The 21,007-nt window shown below is 42.9% G+C and carries 22 protein-coding genes and 2 tRNA genes; 15 read left to right on the top strand and 9 right to left on the bottom strand.

The window, feature by feature from the left end:
- Window positions 1-15: 15 nt before the first annotated feature.
- Genes Q7J63_RS08550 through Q7J63_RS08540 form a run of 3 tightly spaced genes read left to right on the top strand, consistent with a single transcriptional unit; the run spans window position 16 to window position 1,396 of the window.
- Entirely contained in the window at window positions 16-321 is a 306-nt protein-coding gene (locus Q7J63_RS08550) for a DUF4286 family protein (RefSeq protein ID WP_304885417.1), read from the top strand.
- On the top strand, window positions 322-789 hold the full coding sequence (locus Q7J63_RS08545) for a TspO/MBR family protein (RefSeq protein ID WP_304885416.1): 468 nt from the start codon (window positions 322-324) through the stop codon (window positions 787-789).
- A gap of 10 nt (window positions 790-799) precedes the next feature.
- Window positions 800-1,396 carry a DNA-3-methyladenine glycosylase I gene (locus tag Q7J63_RS08540; protein WP_019596053.1) on the top strand — a complete coding sequence of 199 codons (597 nt, stop codon included), beginning with the start codon at window positions 800-802 and terminating at the stop codon, window positions 1,394-1,396.
- A 139-nt stretch (window positions 1,397-1,535) separates the two neighbouring features.
- On the opposite strand, the gene Q7J63_RS08535 is transcribed toward Q7J63_RS08540, so the two are convergent.
- Window positions 1,536-2,282, bottom strand: coding sequence for a hypothetical protein (locus tag Q7J63_RS08535; protein WP_019596054.1), 747 nt, complete (start codon window positions 2,280-2,282; stop codon window positions 1,536-1,538).
- A gap of 51 nt (window positions 2,283-2,333) precedes the next feature.
- Here Q7J63_RS08535 and Q7J63_RS08530 point away from each other — a divergent pair, with 51 nt between their 5' ends.
- A complete protein-coding gene (locus Q7J63_RS08530) occupies window positions 2,334-2,654 on the top strand; it encodes a Rieske 2Fe-2S domain-containing protein (RefSeq protein ID WP_304885412.1) in 321 nt (106 codons plus the stop codon).
- Between the two features lie 4 nt (window positions 2,655-2,658).
- Here the strand turns inward: Q7J63_RS08530 and Q7J63_RS08525 are convergent, their stop codons facing one another.
- The gene (locus Q7J63_RS08525) at window positions 2,659-2,994 is read right to left on the bottom strand and encodes a tRNA-binding protein (protein WP_304885411.1); all 336 of its coding nucleotides are present in this window, start codon (window positions 2,992-2,994) and stop codon (window positions 2,659-2,661) included.
- Window positions 2,995-3,071: 77 nt separating this feature from the next.
- Between Q7J63_RS08525 and Q7J63_RS08520 the strand changes: the two genes are divergently transcribed.
- Window positions 3,072-3,443, top strand: a complete 372-nt coding sequence (locus Q7J63_RS08520; protein WP_304885410.1) for a hypothetical protein — start codon at window positions 3,072-3,074, stop codon at window positions 3,441-3,443.
- 78 nt (window positions 3,444-3,521) lie between these two features.
- Here Q7J63_RS08520 and Q7J63_RS08515 read toward each other — a convergent pair whose 3' ends face one another.
- Complete coding sequence (locus tag Q7J63_RS08515; protein WP_304885409.1) at window positions 3,522-4,064, bottom strand: RNA methyltransferase; 543 nt, start codon at window positions 4,062-4,064, stop codon at window positions 3,522-3,524.
- A gap of 86 nt (window positions 4,065-4,150) precedes the next feature.
- Between Q7J63_RS08515 and mutS the strand changes: the two genes are divergently transcribed.
- From mutS to Q7J63_RS08490, 5 genes are all read left to right on the top strand, one after another.
- Window positions 4,151-6,763, top strand: a complete 2,613-nt coding sequence (gene mutS / locus Q7J63_RS08510; protein ID WP_304885407.1) for a DNA mismatch repair protein MutS — start codon at window positions 4,151-4,153, stop codon at window positions 6,761-6,763.
- A 67-nt stretch (window positions 6,764-6,830) separates the two neighbouring features.
- On the top strand, window positions 6,831-7,634 hold the full coding sequence (locus Q7J63_RS08505; protein WP_304885405.1) for a LuxR C-terminal-related transcriptional regulator: 804 nt from the start codon (window positions 6,831-6,833) through the stop codon (window positions 7,632-7,634).
- 144 nt (window positions 7,635-7,778) lie between these two features.
- Window positions 7,779-7,854, top strand: a tRNA-Gly gene (locus tag Q7J63_RS08500).
- A 68-nt stretch (window positions 7,855-7,922) separates the two neighbouring features.
- Window positions 7,923-8,006, top strand: a tRNA-Leu gene (locus Q7J63_RS08495).
- A 137-nt stretch (window positions 8,007-8,143) separates the two neighbouring features.
- The gene (locus tag Q7J63_RS08490) at window positions 8,144-8,557 is read left to right on the top strand and encodes a VOC family protein (protein WP_304885403.1); all 414 of its coding nucleotides are present in this window, start codon (window positions 8,144-8,146) and stop codon (window positions 8,555-8,557) included.
- 161 nt (window positions 8,558-8,718) lie between these two features.
- Here the strand turns inward: Q7J63_RS08490 and Q7J63_RS08485 are convergent, their stop codons facing one another.
- The 5 genes from Q7J63_RS08485 to Q7J63_RS08465 all read right to left on the bottom strand — a co-directional run bounded on the left by Q7J63_RS08485 (window position 8,719) and on the right by Q7J63_RS08465 (window position 12,494).
- The gene (locus Q7J63_RS08485; protein ID WP_019596063.1) at window positions 8,719-9,798 is read right to left on the bottom strand and encodes an acyl-CoA desaturase; all 1,080 of its coding nucleotides are present in this window, start codon (window positions 9,796-9,798) and stop codon (window positions 8,719-8,721) included.
- Between the two features lie 368 nt (window positions 9,799-10,166).
- Window positions 10,167-10,640: a nucleoside triphosphate pyrophosphohydrolase family protein gene (locus Q7J63_RS08480; RefSeq protein WP_019596064.1), complete on the bottom strand. Its 474-nt coding sequence runs from the start codon at window positions 10,638-10,640 to the stop codon at window positions 10,167-10,169.
- Window positions 10,641-10,732: 92 nt separating this feature from the next.
- Window positions 10,733-11,278 (bottom strand): hypothetical protein, encoded by a 546-nt coding sequence (locus Q7J63_RS08475; RefSeq protein ID WP_304885400.1) that lies wholly within the window; start codon window positions 11,276-11,278, stop codon window positions 10,733-10,735.
- Window positions 11,279-11,497, bottom strand: coding sequence for a hypothetical protein (locus Q7J63_RS08470; RefSeq protein ID WP_304885398.1), 219 nt, complete (start codon window positions 11,495-11,497; stop codon window positions 11,279-11,281). It lies immediately after the preceding gene.
- 229 nt (window positions 11,498-11,726) lie between these two features.
- Complete coding sequence (locus Q7J63_RS08465; RefSeq protein ID WP_304885396.1) at window positions 11,727-12,494, bottom strand: superoxide dismutase; 768 nt, start codon at window positions 12,492-12,494, stop codon at window positions 11,727-11,729.
- A 211-nt stretch (window positions 12,495-12,705) separates the two neighbouring features.
- Here Q7J63_RS08465 and dapF point away from each other — a divergent pair, with 211 nt between their 5' ends.
- The 5 genes from dapF to Q7J63_RS08440 all read left to right on the top strand — a co-directional run bounded on the left by dapF (window position 12,706) and on the right by Q7J63_RS08440 (window position 19,549).
- The gene (gene dapF, locus Q7J63_RS08460; RefSeq protein WP_026333429.1) at window positions 12,706-13,479 is read left to right on the top strand and encodes a diaminopimelate epimerase; all 774 of its coding nucleotides are present in this window, start codon (window positions 12,706-12,708) and stop codon (window positions 13,477-13,479) included.
- A gap of 125 nt (window positions 13,480-13,604) precedes the next feature.
- Window positions 13,605-16,991, top strand: coding sequence for a preprotein translocase subunit SecA (gene secA, locus Q7J63_RS08455; RefSeq protein WP_304885394.1), 3,387 nt, complete (start codon window positions 13,605-13,607; stop codon window positions 16,989-16,991).
- Between the two features lie 10 nt (window positions 16,992-17,001).
- On the top strand, window positions 17,002-17,544 hold the full coding sequence (locus tag Q7J63_RS08450) for a hypothetical protein (protein ID WP_019596069.1): 543 nt from the start codon (window positions 17,002-17,004) through the stop codon (window positions 17,542-17,544).
- Window positions 17,525-18,712 carry a M20 family metallopeptidase gene (locus tag Q7J63_RS08445; RefSeq protein WP_304885695.1) on the top strand — a complete coding sequence of 396 codons (1,188 nt, stop codon included), beginning with the start codon at window positions 17,525-17,527 and terminating at the stop codon, window positions 18,710-18,712. The genes Q7J63_RS08450 and Q7J63_RS08445 overlap by 20 nt, the downstream gene beginning before the upstream one ends.
- 60 nt (window positions 18,713-18,772) lie before the next feature.
- Complete coding sequence (locus Q7J63_RS08440; RefSeq protein ID WP_019596071.1) at window positions 18,773-19,549, top strand: S1/P1 nuclease; 777 nt, start codon at window positions 18,773-18,775, stop codon at window positions 19,547-19,549.
- Between the two features lie 333 nt (window positions 19,550-19,882).
- Here the strand turns inward: Q7J63_RS08440 and Q7J63_RS08435 are convergent, their stop codons facing one another.
- Window positions 19,883-21,007, bottom strand: coding sequence for a hypothetical protein (locus Q7J63_RS08435; protein ID WP_304885391.1), 1,125 nt, complete (start codon window positions 21,005-21,007; stop codon window positions 19,883-19,885).

The following is a 21,007-nucleotide window of genomic DNA, read 5'->3' as shown; positions in this document are numbered from 1 at the left end:
TAAAACCCAATAACAATGATATTATACAATATAACAGTCAACATTGAAAAGCAAGTTGAGCAGGAATGGATCCTATGGATGAAGGAGGTGCATATTCCGGACGTTTTGGCTACGGGTATTTTCCATGAAAATAAATTTTACAAATTGTTGCATGAGACAGATGATGGCACGGTCAACTATTCCATTCAATACTTCACCGACAGCATGGAAAAAATAAGTGAGTACAATTCGACATACGGCCCAAAGCTTCAGTCAGATTTCAAAGCCAAATTCGAAGATAAATATGTTGTTTTTAGATCATTGTTAGAGATCGTAAAATAAATGAACAACACACTCAAATTGGTGATTTCGATCGTTGTTCCACAATTGTTGGGTGGATTGGGCGCGCTAGTTACGGTTGCCTCTATTGGGAGCTGGTACCAAAGCATAGAAAAACCTTTTTTCACTCCGCCTTCATGGGTTTTTGGACCGGCGTGGACGCTTTTGTACCTGATGATGGGGCTTGCGGTTTATCTGATTTGGAAATCGCAGCACCCCTTTAAAAAACAGGCTCTGGTGGTTTTTATCGCACAGCTTGTTTTGAATGCTATTTGGTCTCCCGCGTTCTTCGGGCTGGAATCCCCGATACTGGGTTTGGTGATCATCATTCCGCTTTGGGTTTTGATCCTGATCTGCATCAGGCTTTTCTTTCCGATCAATAAAATTGCAGCATATTTGATGATTCCTTATATCCTTTGGGTAAGCTTTGCCATGTTGTTGAATGCGAGTATTTGGTATTTGAACCTTTGATGCAAACAAAATGAACAGACCACAAGATCCGGAAAAGCACAGGTGTCCCTGGTGTCTCGGCTTCGAGCAATACATCCAATACCATGACGAAGAATGGGGCGTGCCCGTTTATGAGGACAGCATCCATTTCGAATTCTTGATTCTGGAAAGTGCCCAAGCAGGATTGAGCTGGGCGACAATTCTCAAAAAAAGGGAGGGATACAGAAATGCTTTTGCCGATTTTGATTACAAAATTGTTGCGGAATTTCCAGATGGTTACGTGCAGGAATTGCTGCAAAATCCCGGCATCATCCGAAATGTCCTGAAAATCAAAGCTGCCATCAACAATGCAAAAAGGTTTATGGAAATCCAATCCGAATTTGGAAGCTTCTCGAATTATATTTGGGATTTTGTTGATGGCCAACCCATTCAAAGGAAGTTGACGAAACTACAAGAAGTGGTCGCCACCATTCCCGAATCCGACCGCTTGGCCAAGGACCTAAAAAAAAGAGGTTTCAAATTTTTGGGAAGCACGACTATTTATGCACACATGCAGGCCACGGGTTTGGTCAATGACCATTTTGTGGATTGTTTCCGCCATGAAGAAGTGAAGTTGCTCCAGAAATAACTTGGCCCTTTTTTATTTTATTTAGCTGAATCAAACGAAGTTTTGGAATTCCTCAATGAATTACAAAAGCTGAAAAAAGATTGAAGGTGCCATTCCCCCAAGGTTTAGGTTTTGAGGGAATGGCGCTTTTTGCTTCAGGTTATTGCTTTGGTTTCTTATAACCGTCCCTGTATCTGGTCCAGATTTCATAAATGGGGTTTCCGGTGGAACTCACGCCACTGTGGTGCCATTCACCTTCGTTCACTTCAAAATCAAAACCCAAGGTGGCCCCAACACGACTGTCGTCCCTTGAGAAAAAAGCGATGTTTTCGACATATTTGCCGTTTTCTGCCGTATAATTTCCGCCACCAGTCCCCATAAACTCCTTGGTTTCGGAATTGAATGCCACCCATTGGAAATGCCCTCCACTGAGGATTTTGATAGTCCTTCGTGCTCCAGGTGTGCTTCTGCTGATTTCTCCATCTCTTTTTCTTCCCGTCATCACCCAGTTTCCGGTGAGATCATTTTTTTGATCACTGATTTTTTTCCAAATTTCCACCCGGGATTTGCCCTCGATTTCAGCAGAAATCACAAGCTTTCCATCTACCAAGTCAAGCGAATAATCAGCCACTTGCCCCACCATTTCGGGTGTTTCGGTATTGAAATCGAATTTTTCCGTGTAGTAATTGTCCTTAAGGATGTATTCTCCTCCGCCTGCACTGATAAATTTATCCCCATCCAGCTCTTTTGCTCCGAATGAAAAATAACCATCTTGGTAAATTTTTACGATTTCCCTATCGGTTACCGGCTTTCCATTTTGATGGGTCATTTTCCATGATCCCTCCAGATGCTGTGCGGTCAGGGTTGCCACAAAAAACAAAAGGGGAAGTATCATCATTTTTTTCATGTTCTGGTTATATTTGGTTGAGTCTACTAAAGTACATTTTTAAATTCTGTTATGAAAACATTTACGCTGGGGCAAAGTAGGGAACAGGTGATGGCACTCATCCCGGATAGGGGGATTAAACTGGTCCAATTAGGGACTGTCAAAATCTGTGTTTCCAGACTTGGAAATGAATTTTTCGCCTTCGAAACGCTGTGTCCCCATCAGAAGACACCTCTTCATCAGGGCCAAGTCACTGGTTTGGCGGAGGTGATTTGTCCTTTGCACCATTTCAGATTTGATCTCCATACGGGACAAGTCCGATCCGGAAATTGTGCAGAACTCAAGGTTTATAAAAATTTGCTTTCCGAGGAGGGGCTGCAGATTTTTATCTGATTTTTCAGTGCAATTTTCCCCCGTTGGGAACTGGGACATCCACGGTGGCCAGGACAATTTTACCGGATCCATCATCAAATCCAGTCACCAATATCTCCGACATGAAATCCGCAATTTGCCTAGGCTTGAAATTGCAAACACAGACGACCTGCTTGCCGACCAACTCATCTGTTGTATAGTGGTCGGTAATCTGGGCGGAGGATTTTTTGATTCCAAATTCTCCCAAATCCACCCAGAGTTTATAGGCGGGTTTTTTGGTTTTCCCGAAGACTTCTGCTTTGGTGATCGTCCCCACTCTCAACTCAATCTTATAAAAATCAGTGATATCAATCGTTTGCATAGTGTTGTAATTTTTTGTATTTTTGAATCTTAACTTGCTTAAACACAGTGTTGAAAGTACTCAATCCATTCACCAAAATGACAAAACCAAACAAAATTTCTTTAAATGCCCAAAAAGGAACTTTTCTTGCCGTTGTTTTTTGCATTGTTGCTTCCATGAATGCATTCGCCCAAGTTGAACAAGAAAGAAATATACCTGAGTTGCCAAAAACGATTGATCACTCGGGGAGTTTTGAAAGTCCAGAATCCGGTACAGTAGACCAAAGATCAGATAATTTTTACAGACCCAACCCGGCAAAAAATAAGCCTCAGGTTTTAAATGCCGCTCCCCAAAGAAAGGAAAATCCAATCTTAAAGCAGGGTGGTGAAAAAGAGAACAGGAAAGAAGGAATGTCCACTTTATCATTCAATTTGTTTCTTTATGTCGTGGACAAATTCAAGGAGGATTAAAGTGGTGAAAAATATTCATTAAATAAAAAGCCAGGCCATCAAGTCTGGCTTTTTTGTTTGGGAAAAAAGGAAAATTCCTCAATTGCCCTTCAAAACCCCCATTTTGGAGATAAAATCCCAAACAGCTATACCCAAACTGACAGAAATATTAAGAGAATGCTTGGTACCCAATTGTGGGATCTCGATGATGTGGTCGCAAGCCTGGATCACTTCGTCTTCCACGCCGAAGACTTCATTTCCAAACACGAGTGCATATTTCTCCCCTTTTTCTGGTTTAAATTCATCAAGGGAAAGACTATGCTCCACTTGCTCAAAGGCACATAGGGTATATCCGGAGGATTTCAGGGTTTCGAGTGCTTCCAGGGTAGTGGGCGCATAGGTCCATTCCATGGATTCGGTGGCGCCTAAAGCGGTTTTTTGGATTTCACGGTGCGGGGGTGTTCCGGTAATGCCGCAGAGATAGATTTTTTCGATCAAGAAAGCATCTGCAGTCCTAAAAACCGAACCCACATTGTTCAAGCTTCGGACATTGTCCAACACAATCACGAGTGGGCTTTTTTCTATCTTCTTGAATTCTTCCACCGAGAGTCTGTTGAGCTCCTCCATGCTTAATTTTTTCATTGGGTTTTGTTTAGCTTTTTTAATCTTTTAATTTCAGGTGTTAAATCAAATCCAAAATTAACATAAAGATTTAATTTCGAGCGAATATGGCCAAGGAGAAGGATAAAGAAGTGAAGGAAACCCCATTGATGAAGCAATACAATGCCATCAAATCAAAACACCCTGGGGCACTTTTGCTTTTTAGGGTTGGGGATTTCTATGAAACTTTTGGGGAGGACGCCATCAAGGCAAGCAAGGTATTGGACATTGTCCTGACCAAAAGAGCAAATGGTTCTGCCTCGCACATTGAGCTGGCTGGGTTCCCACACCATTCCCTGGACACCTACTTGCCCAAATTGGTGCGTGCCGGCCACAGGGTGGCCATCTGTGACCAACTTGAGGATCCCAAGGAGGCAAAAGGAATTGTCAAAAGAGGGGTCACTGAACTGGTCACTCCGGGCCTGTCCTTCAATGACAATGTCTTGGACAAAAGAAAAAACAACTTCTTGGCATCCATTTATTTTGGCAATGAAATTCTTGGCATCGCTTTTTTGGACCTTTCAACGGGAGAGTTCATGTGTGCCGAAGGTTCCCAATCCTATATTGATAAATTGCTGCAAAGTTTCAGTCCTTCTGAAGTCATCTATTCAAAAGCCGCAAGAAGCAGAGCGGCAGAGGTGCTCAAAGACAATTATTCCACTTTTCATTGCGAAGATTGGGTGTTCCAGTTTGATTATACCTACGAAAAACTAATCAATCATTTCGCCACCCAAAACCTCAAGGGCTTTGGTATCGAAAACTTGGAACATGGAATTGTCGCTGCCGGTGCGGTCCTTTTTTATCTGGAAGAAACGGAGCATCGGGAGGTAAAGCACATTGCATCCATTTCGCGTATTGCAGAGGAGAAATATGTTTGGTTAGACAAATTCACGATCCGAAACCTGGAGCTTGTTTATCCCCAGCAAGAAGGCGGTATTCCGCTGATCCAGATTCTGGACCACAGCATCACTCCAATGGGTTCCAGGATGATGAAAAAATGGATGGTGCTCCCCCTCAAGGAAAAAGAGCCCATCGAAGAGCGGCTGAAGGTGGTGGAGCATTTTTACAATGAAGCGGAAGCTGGAGAGGAAATTCTTGCCCACCTGAAGCACATTGGGGATTTGGAACGGATTATCTCAAAGGTCGCTGTGGGCAGGATCAACCCGCGGGAAATGAATCAGCTCAAAAGGGCTTTGAAAAACACCCTTCCGATCAAAAGCTTGCTCAAGACCGGAAAAAACAATTCACTCCGAAAACTTTCAGATCAGATCAATCCCAGTGAATTTTTGCTTGAAAAAATTCAAAGGGAACTGCAGGAGGAGGCCCCAATGCTGATCCACCAAGGTGGCATCATCAACGATGGCGTGGATGCAGAGCTGGATGAATACCGTGGATTGGCCAATACGGGAAAGGATTATTTGCTCAAACTCCAACAAAGAGAAATCCAGGCTACCGGAATCACTTCCCTAAAAATCGCCTTCAATAAGGTTTTTGGATATTACCTGGAGGTGACCAACTCCCATAAAGACAAGGTTCCGCAGGAATGGATCAGGAAACAAACCTTGGTCAACGCAGAAAGATACATTACGCCTGAGCTTAAGGAGTATGAGGAGAAGATCTTGAATGCGGAGGAAAGGATGATTGCGATCGAGCAAAGGTATTTTATGGCCCTGATCCAGGATGCTTCTGAGTATGTCCCCCAAATCCAGCAGAATGCAAGGATTTTGGCCACGGTGGATTGTCTCCTTTCCTTTGCCCGGGTGGCCCGCAGCAATCAGTATTGCAAGCCAAAAATCGCGGATACCGATTCCCTCGAAATCAAAGACGGCAGGCATCCTGTCATTGAAAAACAGCTACCGATCGGAGAACCCTATGTGCCCAATGACATTTACCTGGACAATGATGCCCAGCAAATCATCATCATCACGGGACCCAACATGGCGGGTAAGTCCGCATTGCTCAGGCAGACGGCCCTCATCGTACTGATGGCCCAGATGGGGAGTTTTGTCCCGGCTTCCTATGCCAGGATCGGCATTATCGACAAGGTATTTACCCGTGTCGGGGCCTCTGACAACCTTTCCCGGGGAGAATCCACGTTTATGGTAGAGATGACCGAAACAGCCAGTATTCTCAACAACCTGTCGGACCGAAGTCTTGTTTTGATGGATGAAATCGGAAGGGGGACGTCTACCTACGACGGCATTTCCATCGCATGGTCCATTGTAGAATTCCTGCACAATCACCCAAAGTTTAGGGCGAAGACTTTGTTTGCCACACATTACCATGAATTGAACCAATTGGCTGATGATTTTCCAAAAGTTAAAAATTACAACGTTTCCGTAAAGGAAGTCGGTAACAAAGTGATCTTCATGCGAAAACTCAAAGAAGGCGGTAGCGAGCACAGTTTTGGTATCCATGTTGCCCAAATGGCCGGAATGCCTAACCATGTCGTTTTAAGAGCGTCGGAAATCATGTTGCACCTGGAAAAAGACAAGGCGATTCATAACCAAAATGAGAAAATAAGGGAAATCCCAAAAAACACCTATCAATTGAGCCTGTTTGAAATGGACCCAAAATTCAAGGAAACAAAAGAAATGTTGGAAAAGATTGACATCAATACCATTTCTCCGATTGAGGCGCTCATAAAACTAAATGAAATAAAGAAAAAATTAGAGAAGTAGGTGGTTTTTTCCATAAATAAAACTTTATATCGTATATTGAGGGGTTACGTTTTTGGAAAAGTTTTTTATGGATCAATTTTTAATAAATAAGTTAAGCACCCAAAATAAGTTTTCAGAAAAATTTATCCAATGGACAGAACAGGATTTTTGTTCATACCAGCAAAATGAATCCAAATTGATGGAGGATTTGGCAATGATCAGTGATAATATCGGGATGAAGGAGGGGTTGATCATTGCTTGCATTGATTATCGGGACCTCAGCATCGCTTTTTGTACGGACAATGTTGGGGATATTATTGGGTATCCGAGCTCGTATTTCAAAAAAAGGGGATTTGAAGGAGTCTTGGACATGATCCATCCAGAGGATCGTGAAATACTGTATAAGTTTCAGGACATCATTTTTGGCGTGCTTTCCAAATTGAATTTTGAAGAAAAAAAAGGCTTTGAGTTTACCTATGTCGTGCGGTGGCTCCATAAAGAAACACAAATAGCCAAATGGTTCTTGACAAAAGTGAAGCCTTATTGGATAGACGATAATGGGAATGTTGTGATGGATTTGCATATTGTAGCCCATCTTACCAGTCCACCGGCTGTCAAGGAATTCGACTGGGGCTATTCCTATACATCCCATGATGGCACCAGAATCGCCTGTTACAAGAACGAGCCGGTGAGCGTTGAGATTCCGTTAACCAAAAAAGAAAAGGAGATTGGATCCCTGATGTTGGAGGGCTTGGATTCCAAAGAGATTGCGGAAAAGCTTTTTATTTCGGTAAATACCGTTTTTACCCATAGGAAAAAGATCATGAAAAAACTGAAAGCCAAAAATACAGGGGATATGATAAAAAAATTAATGGATCAAAGGACCCTTTAAGTGGTTGACGTTCAATTTATGAGCAAATCAAGAAACGAAAATTAAATTTTTTTAAGTTCACAAACTTGTAAATTTAGAATTCTGCTTTACCTTTGTACTCATAATTGATTCAGAAAACGATCTGGATTCGCAATTTAAACAAAAGCGAAAGTAGCTCAGCTGGTAGAGCACGACCTTGCCAAGGTCGGGGTCGCGAGTTCGAATCTCGTCTTTCGCTCCAAAAGCCCTTGAAAGAGGGCTTTGTTGTTTACAACAAAAACCAAGTAGCTCGGAGAAATCCGCAGTGAAGCCGGGATGGTGGAATAGGTAGACACGCAAGACTTAAAATCTTGTGAGAGAAATCTCGTGCGGGTTCGATTCCCGCTCCTGGTACAAAAAGCTTCGCCATTTTGCGAGGCTTTTTGTATTTTAGGGAGCATATTTTTTCACTCTATTTCTCCCCGAAAAAAATTCATTTCCCTCAAAATTCTTTCGTTTTTTTGTAATTTCACCTCCATCGATTGTACAATATGAAAAAAGTAACCGGTATAGGAGGAATCTTTTTCAAGTGTAGGGATCCCCAAAAAATGAAGGAATGGTATGCCGATCATCTCGGCCTCCAAACAGATGCCTATGGGACCAACTTCGAATGGAGACAGGCTGAGCACTCGGAAAAAAAAGGATTCACCCAATGGAGCACCTCCTCCGAAAACTCCCAACATTATCATCCTTCTCAAAAGGAATTCATGATCAACTACCGGGTGGAAGACATTACACGCTTGGTGGAGGAACTCAGAAAGGATGGTGTCACGATCTTGGATGAAATCGAGGCGTTTGAGTATGGGAAATTTGTGCATCTCCTGGATCCCGAAGGAAACAAAATCGAACTTTGGGAGCCCAATGATACCGAGTACGACAAAATAGTGGAGGGAAGGACGAAATAGCCTGAATTTGGTTTTTCGGGTTCCCGCTCTTTGGATTGGATTTGGATGGACTACAGTCAATCAAGACAGCCTCATAAAAAAAGAACCTGACATTTGATGCCAGGTTCTTTTTTTGTGGGAATACATTATTGTTCGCTTTCTGCCCAGTACTGAAATTCGTTTTAGGCAGCTTGGCCCAATCGCTTTAGGAAATGGTAATGGGATTTTAGCGCTGAATAAAAGGTTTCGTTTTCGTGATAAGGAAGTTGAAATTCATGTGCGGTTTTCTTGACGATTTCAGACATGGCAGGGTAGTGGATGTGGCAGATCTTTGGAAAAAGATGATGCTCCACCTGATAATTCAACCCACCACACAAGAACGTTGCAATTTTGCTTTTCCTTGCAAAGTTTGCAGTGGTTTTGATTTGGTGTTCAGCCCAAGCTTCCTCAATGTTTTCGAACTCCTTAGGATTTGGCATATCGGTATCTTCCACCAAGTGCGCCAGTTGGAAAACAAGTCCTAAAACCAGTCCCATTGCAAAATTCATTGATAAATAGCCAATCAGGTATTGCCACCACGTGATGTCCATAAATACCAAGGGAATCACAATGAACAGGGTGTAATAGAATGCCTTGTAAAAGAAAAGATTGAAGTATTCAATTTTGGGATGCTTGTTCACATGGGCGCCAATTTTCTTTTGAAAGAATTTCACATAGTCCTTTCTGAAAAACCAAGAAATTGAGGCCAAAGAATAGAGGAAAAAGGCATAGATATGTTGATAATTATGAATGCTTTTTTTCTTTTCTTCTGGGGAAACCCTGACCAGACCCGGAGCTACTTCCAAATCTCCATCGTGACCGATGATATTGGTGTAGGTATGGTGCACCTTGTTGTGGGTGATGTTCCAGACATATACATTGGCACCAATGAAGTTGAAGAGAAAACCAAGGGATTTGTTTACCCATGCCTTTTCTGAATACGATCCATGTAATGCATCGTGGCAGATGTTAAAACCAATAAATGCCATTACGAACCCTAGTCCTATCGCAACAAAAAATGTCAGGTAGAGCGGCAAAATATCTGAAATGATCAATGCATAAAATCCAACAAAGAGGACAATGTAGACGGCCGTCTTGAAAACCATAGCGCCGTTTGCTTTCTTGGAAATTTGATTTGATGTGAAGTATTCATCAATCCTGTTTTTTATTGTTACGAAGAAAAGCGAGTTACCTGAATCAATGAATTTAATGGGTTGGCTCATGATACTTATTTTGTTATTGGGGTAAGCGGATATAATTTGTGTAAACTGGATGTCTTTTGGGAAACGCTTTTGAATCGAAATAAATTCAATATTTTTTTTTCAAATACGGAATATTCATTTAATGCACCCTTAATTTTTATTGATAAATGCTTCTTTAACAGGGGCCCATCATAATTTAAACCCCACTTGGGATTACCAAACCAGCACGGATTTGCCCGGACTGTATTGGAGATGATTTACAACCTTAAATATCCCAAATTAAAATTATAAATACCATTATAAAAACGAACAAATATAACTATTGAATGGATGTAAAGGTTTTAAGGTTTGACGACTAAGACCCAACATCATTCCTTTGCACCAATTTTTTAGGGGGTTCTTTCAAGAATGCTCTTTAAATCCGCAGGTGAATAATTGATTGACTTCAATGTTTTCCGGTCTTCGGTCCTGAAGACCAAATATAAATTTCCTTCTTTTTCGTGGAAACAATCGACTCCCTTATTTTGATAATGGGATACTGTCGCTTCAGCCTCCTCTAGATTTTCGCAGGCCTTGCTCATATTTGACCTTTGAACCTCGTCAAATAGCGATTTGAAACTGTCGGCCAATCCAAATTCCAATATGGCCCCCGCCAATACATATTGTATGTCGCACAATGCATCGGCGATTTCCACAATATCCTTGTTTTCGATACCCTCCTGCAATTCCCTCAATTCTTCCGCGATCAAGGATACCCTCAATTGACATCTTTTTTCGTTCGGAATCATCGGTTCGGGTAAAATAGGATGCTTAAAGGTGGTGTGAAAAGCGGCTACTGAAGTCAAGGTGGTTGGATCTTGCATTTTTATTGTTGTTTAATCTGTTTCTAAACCCTAAAAAAACAAAAAAAGCCGGAATTTTCCGGCTTTTTTTCGATACTTAAATAACTGTTGGTTTATTTCTTTTTCAAAATCACTGATGACTTCAAGTTGCTTTCGATTTTGCTCAAAATAGCAGCATTTCCGTCAGGACTGTTAGGACTGATTTCTATACGTCCATCACCATCTGCATCTACTGCAGTCTTGAAGTCGATTCCTTGAAACAATTTGTCCATGTCAAACATCATGACCAAATCTGTATTTCCATCTACCTCGATGCCCAAAGCACTTTCGGTCAATGCCTTTATTTCCATTTCAGATTCCGTCCAAATTCTGGTTAATTTTCCGTTCACCTCACCAGTCAGCAAAAGTGATTTCTTGAACATCGGATCGTTTTCGTTCGTCCCGGTGTTTTTGAACAGTTTAAAGTTTACCTCCGAATAATTTCCCTTTGAGGTATTTCCTTCACCTACCAAAGTGTATTTTTTATCTCCTTGGGCAACCAAAACCAAAGATTTGGATTCCGCTGTAGAGGCGTGAAGTTTGGTATTCACATTTGACTTAAAAGTGATGTTACCTAGATTTACCCCTGCCACCAAATCGGCTTGAGCTGCATACATCATTTATACCTTCTGGGTTCCAACCGTGAATCCGGTGGTTGCGAAACCATTGACAACTGTTCTTCCTTTTGCATCCGAAGCAGATGAAATACTCTGGGCTGAAGCGCTAAGTGTAACTTGGCTCTGTGGCTCAGTGATTACATTTTCGTCGGTCTCAGAAGAACAAGACATGGCCAAGGCTCCTAGGGTAAGCAGTGTAAACAGTTTTTGATAGTTTTTCATAATCTGGATTTTTTTTGAATAGTTGGTTTTATAAAGGCCCTCTATGCAATGCCCATGCCATTAGTAGCTTTGTTTTGTGCCTAAATCCATAGCTTAAAGGACAGAAAAGGGGTTTATTTTACCACTTAAAGGAAAGACGGTGCAACTAAAAGAAAAGTCGATTTTTTTTGGCAAAAAAAATAGCGAGGGACAAACCTCGCTATTCAATGTAAAATTGATCTTTTTTAATTTAAACCAAGGCCTCGTACCGTTCGGAAACCAAGTCCCAATTGATGACATTCCACCAATTGCTGATGTAGCCCGCACGATCACTTGTGTAGTTGAGATAATAGGCATGTTCCCATACATCAATGCCCATCAAAGGGATTCCCTGAAATTCCGAAACATCCATCAAGGGATTGTCTTGGTTAGGGGTAGAGCCAACTGCAAGTTTATTGCTTTTGTCCAGTACCAACCATGCCCAACCGGAACCAAACCTAGTTTTGCCGGCGGTTTCAAATTGTTCCACAAAAGCTTCGAAGCTGCCAAAGCTGCTGTTGATGGCTTCTGCCAAAACCCCTTCAGGTTTTCCTCCTGCATTTGGCTTCATGATTTTCCAATACAATTCGTGATTATAATGTCCACCACCATTGTTGCGCATCTTGGTTGAGTACTTTGAAATGTTCATCAAAACATCTTCCAAAGGTTTTGAGGCATCCACACCTTCCTCCGAAACAGCTTTTCCCAAGTTTTTGGCATAAGCGGCAGCATGTTTGGTATAGTGGATTTCCATGGTCATGGCGTCAATATTTGGCTCCAAGGAGGTGTAGTCATACCCAAGCGGAGTTTGTTCGAACCCCGTACTCAATGTGATTTTTTGTTCCTTCTCGCCGGGACTTCCACAGGCGGCCAAAAAAGAAGAACCTACCATCGTACTGCCAATTCCCAACGCCAAAGTCGCCTTGGAACTTTGCGATATAAATGATCTTCTGGAAACGTGAAAGGGTGTTTTTTTCATTTTTTTGTGTTTTGATCCTTTAGAAATTAAATTTTTTCCAATTTTTTTATGAAAACAATTGGCATCAAGTTAAACAATTCGTCCTGAAAATAAAATCAAGTAGCGGACAATACGTCTGATTTTGTGACAAGATGATTATGTTTGTAGAACCAAACAATTACTGGTTTGGTTTTTGAAATATCAATTTGTCCCACAAATGGGAAACCGCATGATGAAAATCTCTTTTTATAAATACCAAGGAACCGGCAACGATTTTGTCATGATCGATGACCGTTCGGAAAGTTTTCCTGATCAGGATCTCTCCTTGGTTGGGCAGCTTTGCGACCGAAGGTTTGGGATAGGGGCAGACGGGCTTATTTTGATCAGAAATAAGGCGGATTTTGACTTCGAGATGATCTATTTCAATGCTGATGGTTCCAAGAGCATGTGTGGAAATGGTGCAAGGTGCGCGGTTGCCTTTTCAAAATTCCTCGGAATAATTGAAAAAAACACGAGCTTTTTAGCCATCGATGGTCCACATCAAGCCACCTTGAACGATGGACTGGTGGAATTGGGAATGTCCCCGGTCAGCAGTCTTGCCAATATGGGGCAGGATTATTTTGTGAATACAGGGTCTCCGCACCATATCCGCTATGTGGAGAATGTGTTGGATTATCCGGTAGTCGAGCAGGGCGGCCTCATCAGATACAGCCAAGCCTATGCCCCAAAAGGCACCAACGTCAATTTTGTAAGTCCAATCGCATCGGATGAGATCCATGTCCGGACCTACGAAAGGGGCGTGGAAGACGAGACACTTTCCTGTGGAACCGGCGTCACGGCATGTGCGTTGGTATTTGGGTATCAAAACGCACTGAATCTGGTCAAAATCAAAACCTTGGGGGGAAACCTCAAAGTAAAATTCACCAAAAGCGCGGATGGGAGTTTTAAAGACATCCTGTTGATCGGTCCTGCGGAACAGGTTTTCTCAGGGGAAATAACCATTTGACCACCGACAGTGGATGGGGGAAAGTGAGAATTCCAATCCTTTTCCTCCCATATCCGATGCGGTTGGATTATCAATTGTAACAAAAAGACTGTAATTTTAAGGCCTTATATACACAAGATTAAAATATGTTAGAATTAATAGCCAAAGGACTGGCAAAAGTATTTGGAACCAAGTCGGCAAGAGATATAAAAGAGTTGTCCCCCAGAGTACCACTCATCAATGAGGCCTTTGAAAAATTAAAAGGCTTGACGGATGATCAATTGAGGGGAAAAACCGCTGAAATCAAAGCAATCATCAATGGGGATCTAAAATCCTTCGATGATAAAATCCTCGAAATAAGGGATAAAATAAATGCATTTGCACCCGACAAAGTGCATCAAAAAGACGCACTTTTCAACGAAATCGACAAAATCGAAAAGGAAAGGGATGCAGCATTGGAAGTAGTTTTGGACAAAGTCTTGCCCGAAGCCTTCGCTGTGGTGAAGGAAACCGCCCGAAGGTTCAAGGAAAACGGAAAATTGGTGGTCACCGCAAATCTTCGAGACAATGAACTTGCCGCCAAAAAGGCAAACGTGGAAATATCGGGTGAAGAAGCCATTTGGCACAACAAGTGGCTTGCCGCTGGCACGGAAGTCATTTGGGACATGGTCCATTATGACGTTCAGCTGATCGGAGGAATGGTCCTTCACAAAGGCAAAATAGCCGAGATGGCAACCGGTGAAGGAAAAACATTGGTTTCGACCCTACCCGCATACCTCAATGCGCTTGCAGGCCGAGGAGTTCATATCGTTACGGTCAATGATTACCTCGCCAAAAGGGATTCCGAGTGGAATGCCCCGATTTTTGAATTCCATGGTCTGACCGTGGATTGTATCGACAAATATCAGCCCAACTCCGATGCCAGGAAAAAGGCCTATGCCTCCGACATCGTCTATGGAACCAACAATGAGTTTGGTTTCGATTACCTCAGGGACAATATGGCCCGTGAAGCCGGGGATTTGGTGCAGGGGAAACACCATTTTGCCATGATTGATGAGGTCGATTCCGTGTTGATTGATGATGCAAGAACGCCATTGATCATTTCGGGCCCAGTACCGAGAGGTGACGAGCATGAGTTTATGGACATGAAACCAAGGGTCTCTACTTTGGTGGACGAACAGCGAAAGTTGGTTCAGGGCTATTTGACCACAGCCAAAAAACTGATCTCCGAAGGGAATGAAAAAGAAGGCGGATTGCCGCTGTTCAGGGCTTTCAGGGGAATGCCAAAATACAAACCCTTGATTAAATATCTTTCCGAGCCGGGAGTAAGGGTCATCTTGCAAAGGACCGAAAACCATTATCTTCAAGACAACAAGCGGATGATGCCAGAGGCCGATGAGCCGCTTTTGTTTATTATTGAAGAAAAAACCAATACGGTTGAACTGACCGACAACGGCATAGAGGTCATTACCCAGAAAAATGAAAACCCTAGCTTCTTCATCCTTCCGGATATCGGTGTGGAAATCGGCGAAATGGAAAAAAATCCAGATTTGGACGATAGGGAAAAACTGATCAGAAAAGAAGAACTTATCAAGGATTACAGCATAAAAGCCCAAAGAATCCATACCGTAAACCAATTGCTGAAGGCTTATTGTATGTTTGAGAAAGACACCGAATACATCCTTGTAGATGGAAAGGTGAAAATCGTCGATGAGCAAACAGGCCGTGTAATGGAAGGCAGAAGGTACTCAGATGGCCTTCACCAAGCAATAGAAGCGAAGGAAAATGTGAAAGTGGAAGATGCCACGCAAACTTACGCCACGATCACCCTTCAGAATTATTTCAGAATGTACCACAAGCTTGCCGGTATGACCGGTACGGCTGAAACGGAAGCGGGTGAGTTCTGGGAAATCTACAAATTGGATGTAGTGGTGATTCCGACAAACAGACCGATTATCCGTGAAGACCGGGAGGATATGGTGTTCAAAACCGTCCGGGAAAAATTCAATGCTGTGGCGGATGAGATCAAAGTATTGACAGAAGCGGGAAGACCCGTTTTGGTGGGTACCACATCGGTGGAGATTTCCGAAGTACTGAGCAGAATGCTCACCATTAGAAAAATCCAGCACCAGGTATTGAACGCCAAGCAACATGCCCGCGAAGCCGATATCGTGGCCGAAGCTGGTAAATCGGGAACAGTGACCATCGCCACCAATATGGCGGGTAGGGGAACGGATATCAAGTTGAGTCCGGAATCCAAAAAAGCCGGTGGTTTGGCCATCGTCGGAACGGAAAGACACGAATCCCGAAGGGTGGATCGTCAGCTAAGAGGACGTTCTGGTCGTCAGGGAGATGTGGGTTCCACCCAATTTTTTGTGTCCTTGGAAGATAACCTGATGCGCCTTTTCGGTTCGGAAAGAATCGCCAAATTGATGGACAGAATGGGTCTGGAAGAAGGAGAAGTCATCCAACATTCCATGATCACCAAATCCATAGAGCGGGCACAGCGAAAAGTAGAGGAAAACAACTTCGGGGTAAGAAAGCGTTTGTTGGAATACGATGACGTGATGAATTCCCAAAGGGAAGTGGTCTACAGAAGAAGAAAAAATGCGCTCATGGGCGAAAGGCTGGAACTGGATATCCTCAACATTATGTACGACGTCTGCTCAGACATCGTGGATATGGCGAAAACCACTTCAGATATGGACAATCTCAGAATGAATATATTCACATCCCTCGGGATTGATTATAAATTCTCGGAAACCGATATCAAGGTGAAAGATGCGGGTGCCTTGACCCAAGAATTGTTCAATGCCGCCTATAAAAATTATGTGGCCAAAAACGGGATGATCTTAGAAAAAGCGCTTCCTGTCTTGAAAGACGTTCATACCCAAAGAGGGGGAACGGTGAAGGAAATCATGGTTCCTATCACTGATGGGATCAAACAAATCGGCGTGGTGATCAATTTGGGATCCACCATTGAAAACGAGGGAAGGGATCTGATTCGGGCGATAGAAAAAAATGTAACCCTAGCCATTATTGACCAAAACTGGAAAGAGCACCTAAGAGATATGGATGACTTGAAACAGTCTGTCCAAAATGCGGTTTATGAACAGAAGGATCCACTTTTGATCTATAAATTTGAGGCTTTCCAAATGTTCAAGCGTTTCTTGGGCAAGTTGAATGAGGATGTCATTTCTTTCTTGGCAAAAGCCGAGCTTCCAACCCAAGACCCCAACCAAGTAAAGGCAGCACCCGCGCAAGTCAAAAAACCGGTAGAGCCAAAGATCGAGGCTTCAAAGGCAGAGGTCGGAAGTTCGCTCAATCCAGGATCAAGCAGACAAGCCGCTGCAGCAGTGGCCAACAGAAGCCCTGCACCTCAGGTAGTGGCTCCAAGAAAATCAGAAAAAGCGTATGGCCGAAATGACAAAGTCACTGTCCAATATAAAGACGGAAACCTCAAGAAAGACGTCAAGTATAAAAGCATCGAAGAAGATGTGGCCATGGGGAAATGTGTGATTTTAGAACATTAATCAAATCAATATGAAAAATAGGCTTTGGAGTGGGATCATCATATTGGTATTGATGGGGTCATGTAATCTTATCAAAAAAAGCAGTGCTCCAGCAGATGCCTACAAAGGATATCAGGAGGACCTTTCGGATTCCAGAATTACCTTTGAAACCCAACCCGCTCCAAATGTGGTGGATGAAAGCAGGTTTGAAGGCGGTGAACTTGCCATTGACAAGGATTTGGATCAGGCACTGACCCGATTTGCCAACAACAATAAAGCGGAAAGGTATTACAGTGGATTTACCGTTTTGGTTTATAGTGGAGTGGACAGGAACCTTGCTTTCAAAACCCGTAATGAACTCTATACAAATTTCCCCGAAATCAAGTTCGACCTGCAGTACCAGCAGCCCCGGTATTTGTTGAAAGTGGGTAAGTTCATCAACCGAATCGAAGCCCAAGCCTATTATTTTAAACTTAAGGATAGTTTTCCTTCGGCCCGAATCATTCAAGATCGGTTCCAAAGAGATGAAAATTTCTCCTCAGATGAAAATCAGAATGCTGAAAAACAGGATTAAAAGCCTCGCCCAAGAATTCAAAACCGAAATAATTTCCAACCGAAGACACCTGCATGCCCATCCTGAGCTTTCGTTTCAGGAGCACAATACCGCAGCCTTTGTAGAGGCCCAACTCCAAAGTTATGGCATCTCTGAAATGGAGCGAAAGGCCGAAACAGGAATTGTGGTCCTTATCAAAGGAAAGAATCCCGACAAAAAAACAGTGGCACTTCGTGGAGATATGGATGCCCTTCCCATTGTGGAGCAAAATGATGTCCCCTACAAATCCATTCATCCAGGAGTCATGCATGCCTGTGGGCATGATGTGCACACCGCATCCCTTTTGGGAGTAGCGAAGATCCTGAATGAAATCAAAGACCAATTCGAAGGGACGGTTAAGCTTATCTTCCAGCCAGGTGAAGAACTTATTCCCGGCGGTGCTTCGCTCATGATCAAGGACAAGGTTCTGGAAAACCCAAAACCTTCCGGGATTATTGGGCAGCATGTGATGCCATTGATCCCTGTGGGAAAGGTAGGCTTCAGAAAAGGAATGTACATGGCCAGTGCCGATGAACTCTACATTACCGTAAAGGGAAAAGGTGGCCATGGCGCCATGCCGGAAACACTTGTGGATCCGGTTTTGATCGCGGCACACATGATCGTCGCCCTCCAACAGGTGGTTAGCAGAAATGCTTCCCCAAAAACCCCTTCTGTTCTGTCCTTTGGCAGAATTGAAGCACTTGGAGCAACCAACATCATTCCCAATGAAGTGAAAATACAAGGAACCTTCAGGACCCTGGATGAAGCTTGGAGAGCAAAAGCCCATGGTCACATGGTCAAGATTGCAACAGGAATAGCGGAAGGAATGGGCGGAACCGTCGATTTTGAAGTTAGAAAAGGATATCCATTTCTTAAAAATTCACCCGAACTTACCGGAAGGGCGCAGAAAGCGGCGATAGATTATCTGGGGGAAGAAAATGTGTTGGATCTCGATATTTGGATGGCTGCAGAAGACTTTTCCTATTATACCCAAGAAATTGATGGCTGCTTTTACCGCCTTGGGACAAGAAATGAGGCAAAAGGAATTGTTTCCGGTGTCCATACACCCACTTTTGACATTGATGAAAATGCCCTTGAAATCGGCGCTGGTCTGATGGCTTGGCTTGCCTTAAACGAACTTGCTTCCTGACCGATGTTTTGAACCGGACAAAACGCCCATAAAAAAATCACCCTTTATATTCTCCCAAGTATGCAGAAATCAAAAATTTCAATCCTCACCCTTATCCTTTCCATTTCCCTTATCTCCCAGTCTTTTGCATGGGGACCTGTTGGACATTATGTGATCGGAGCCATTGCCGAATGGCAAATGAAGTCTAAAACCGTCAGAAAGGTGGAGGCAATTTTACAGCAACAAACGATCTCTGGAGTGGGCGTCTGGATGGACAATATCCGTTCGGATAAAAAATACGACTATACCAATACCTGGCATTGGGTCACCACTGTGGATGGGGAATACGATCCTGCAATTCAGGAAAAAGGCGGGGATGCTTATGAGGCTTTTCTGAGAATCAAGGCAAATCTAAAAAAAGGAGGCCTTTCTCCAGAAGAGGAAAGAGACCAGTTGAGAATGCTGATCCACATTGTTGGGGATTTGCACCAACCTTTTCATGTTGGCAAACCTGGTGACCGTGGTGGAAATGACGTGAAAGTGAGTTTTTTCAACAAAGAGACGAATATCCACGCGATTTGGGATTCTGACCTGATCGAAGGAAAGAAAATGAGTTATACCGAGATCTCTCGCGAACTGAAAAAAAGGATCAACCCAACCGTGTCCCAAAAATACAATGCCGCAACTCCCGCAGACTGGCTTAGAGAAGCCGCCGCGATGAGGCCGGACATGTATGATATCCCTGAAAATGGGAGAATCGGTTATGAATATATCTACAAACATTACCACCACGTGGAGGAAAGACTGACCGCTGCGGGAATCAGATTGGCCAAGGTCTTGGAAGAGATTTACGGATAACCTGTTTTTAGGTGGGAAAAAAAAGCCATTGCCCGTTTCAGGCAATGGCTTTTTTTATTCCCTCAGGAATGCATTTTCTGCCAAAAGGAAGGATTTGATCCTAGATTGGTTTGAACCCGAGAGATGCATTGGGTTTCCAAATGGGATTGAAACTGAAAGAAAATCAGACAATCTCAGGCTGTAATGCCATTCGCAATGCATAATACGGGTTGAATGTTTCTCGCCGAAACCGAATAAGATCATGTTGTTGGTATTCACCTAAAGACCATCTTTCCCAATTTTTCTACCGATATACAAAGGTCTAAAAGGCTATTGGCCACCTTTATTCCTTGATTATTTGTCAAAGGAAATCCTGTAGCCATGTAGACCGGGATATGGATTTGGATTTGCCCATACATCAAAAAAAGATCCTGTTTGCTCTTGAAAACCTGTACCAACAAGTAGCGTTTTGGAAAGTATTGTGAGGAGGTTCAATTTTGAGTTTTCAACAAGTGTCACACTGGGCTGCCCTTTAAAATCCATTTGGATTCTCCTTTTATGACTGACGTTCTTGATCACATATTTGGAATCTACCTCATCCAATTCAAAATGAATGGTTTCTTCCTTGAGGTGTGCGCTTATCCCTGCAAGGTTTTTTGAGGCAAGATTGGACGTCAAAAAATAGGCTCTCAGTCCCTTTTCATTTTTCCAAACCGTGATTTTCTGGATCTTAAATGTATGCCTATCTATCCATATTTCGCCGTCCTCATGCTGTCTGTTGCTTTTTGACTTCACGAGAATCCGGTAATGATTTTCAAATTCACCATCCAATTCATAGGCGTATTTTTTCATATTGGGACCAAAAAAGAAACTTGGCATCGATCCGGCTTCGTAAAAAAAATTATTGCTTAGCCAAAATCCATTATTGAGGATGAGGTTTTCATTTTCCTTCCAAAAACTACTATCCTCTACCTGCATATCGTGAATGGAAAACTGGGGAAAACCTTTTCTGACATGTGCTTTGTACCGATCAAAAACAGCAAAACGTTTTGCCTCTTTTTTTGTGCTTCCGGAATGAATAATAACCTCATTGCCATACTCGTACCTGGTCGTGGAAGGAAACCAATGGTAAGCTTTCCAAAATAAGGCTGCCGAGTTTTCCACAATCTGGTGCGCCGTCAATGAAACAAGCTCGAATTCAGGCAGCTCATAGGTCAATGATTCCATTATTATTTCTATCGGTTGCTCTGGGTCCTTTACGAGAAAATCCTTTGTGAAAAATCCGAGGGATTGGAAGGTTAAATTACGGTCCTCATTCAACAACACCGTGAATTCACCAGAGTTGTTGCTTACGCTGAAATGGTCTCCTGAGGCCACCAAAACACTTGGAATTGGCCTTCCATCTCGATCTTTCACAATACCATGAACGCGTGGCAACGCGATTCCCCACAACGCCAAAAGTATAAAAATCAGCTGCAT

This window comes from Rhodonellum sp. (genome assembly GCF_030656585.1).
In the GTDB taxonomy this organism is placed as follows: domain Bacteria; phylum Bacteroidota; class Bacteroidia; order Cytophagales; family Cyclobacteriaceae; genus Rhodonellum; species Rhodonellum psychrophilum.
Note: the sequence above shows the minus strand (reverse complement) of the source record. Positions and strands in the feature narration are given on the sequence as shown.

Coding starts and splice junctions, on each gene's coding strand:
- Q7J63_RS08525 (WP_304885411.1), bottom strand. CDS start 2,994: ATGCAAACGATTGATATCACTGATTTTTATAAGATTGAGTTGAGAGTG.
- Q7J63_RS08540 (WP_019596053.1), top strand. CDS start 800: ATGAACAGACCACAAGATCCGGAAAAGCACAGGTGTCCCTGGTGTCTC.
- dapF (WP_026333429.1), top strand. CDS start 12,706: ATGAAAATCTCTTTTTATAAATACCAAGGAACCGGCAACGATTTTGTC.
- Q7J63_RS08470 (WP_304885398.1), bottom strand. CDS start 11,497: ATGAAAAACTATCAAAAACTGTTTACACTGCTTACCCTAGGAGCCTTG.
- Q7J63_RS08550 (WP_304885417.1), top strand. CDS start 16: ATGATATTATACAATATAACAGTCAACATTGAAAAGCAAGTTGAGCAG.
- Q7J63_RS08485 (WP_019596063.1), bottom strand. CDS start 9,798: ATGAGCCAACCCATTAAATTCATTGATTCAGGTAACTCGCTTTTCTTC.
- Q7J63_RS08445 (WP_304885695.1), top strand. CDS start 17,525: ATGCTGAAAAACAGGATTAAAAGCCTCGCCCAAGAATTCAAAACCGAA.
- Q7J63_RS08465 (WP_304885396.1), bottom strand. CDS start 12,494: ATGAAAAAAACACCCTTTCACGTTTCCAGAAGATCATTTATATCGCAA.
- Q7J63_RS08475 (WP_304885400.1), bottom strand. CDS start 11,278: ATGATGTATGCAGCTCAAGCCGATTTGGTGGCAGGGGTAAATCTAGGT.
- Q7J63_RS08480 (WP_019596064.1), bottom strand. CDS start 10,640: ATGCAAGATCCAACCACCTTGACTTCAGTAGCCGCTTTTCACACCACC.
- Q7J63_RS08530 (WP_304885412.1), top strand. CDS start 2,334: ATGAAAACATTTACGCTGGGGCAAAGTAGGGAACAGGTGATGGCACTC.
- Q7J63_RS08545 (WP_304885416.1), top strand. CDS start 322: ATGAACAACACACTCAAATTGGTGATTTCGATCGTTGTTCCACAATTG.
- mutS (WP_304885407.1), top strand. CDS start 4,151: ATGGCCAAGGAGAAGGATAAAGAAGTGAAGGAAACCCCATTGATGAAG.
- Q7J63_RS08515 (WP_304885409.1), bottom strand. CDS start 4,064: ATGAAAAAATTAAGCATGGAGGAGCTCAACAGACTCTCGGTGGAAGAA.
- Q7J63_RS08450 (WP_019596069.1), top strand. CDS start 17,002: ATGAAAAATAGGCTTTGGAGTGGGATCATCATATTGGTATTGATGGGG.
- Q7J63_RS08505 (WP_304885405.1), top strand. CDS start 6,831: ATGGATCAATTTTTAATAAATAAGTTAAGCACCCAAAATAAGTTTTCA.
- Q7J63_RS08490 (WP_304885403.1), top strand. CDS start 8,144: ATGAAAAAAGTAACCGGTATAGGAGGAATCTTTTTCAAGTGTAGGGAT.
- secA (WP_304885394.1), top strand. CDS start 13,605: ATGTTAGAATTAATAGCCAAAGGACTGGCAAAAGTATTTGGAACCAAG.
- Q7J63_RS08435 (WP_304885391.1), bottom strand. CDS start 21,007: ATGCAGCTGATTTTTATACTTTTGGCGTTGTGGGGAATCGCGTTGCCA.
- Q7J63_RS08520 (WP_304885410.1), top strand. CDS start 3,072: ATGACAAAACCAAACAAAATTTCTTTAAATGCCCAAAAAGGAACTTTT.
- Q7J63_RS08535 (WP_019596054.1), bottom strand. CDS start 2,282: ATGAAAAAAATGATGATACTTCCCCTTTTGTTTTTTGTGGCAACCCTG.
- Q7J63_RS08440 (WP_019596071.1), top strand. CDS start 18,773: ATGCAGAAATCAAAAATTTCAATCCTCACCCTTATCCTTTCCATTTCC.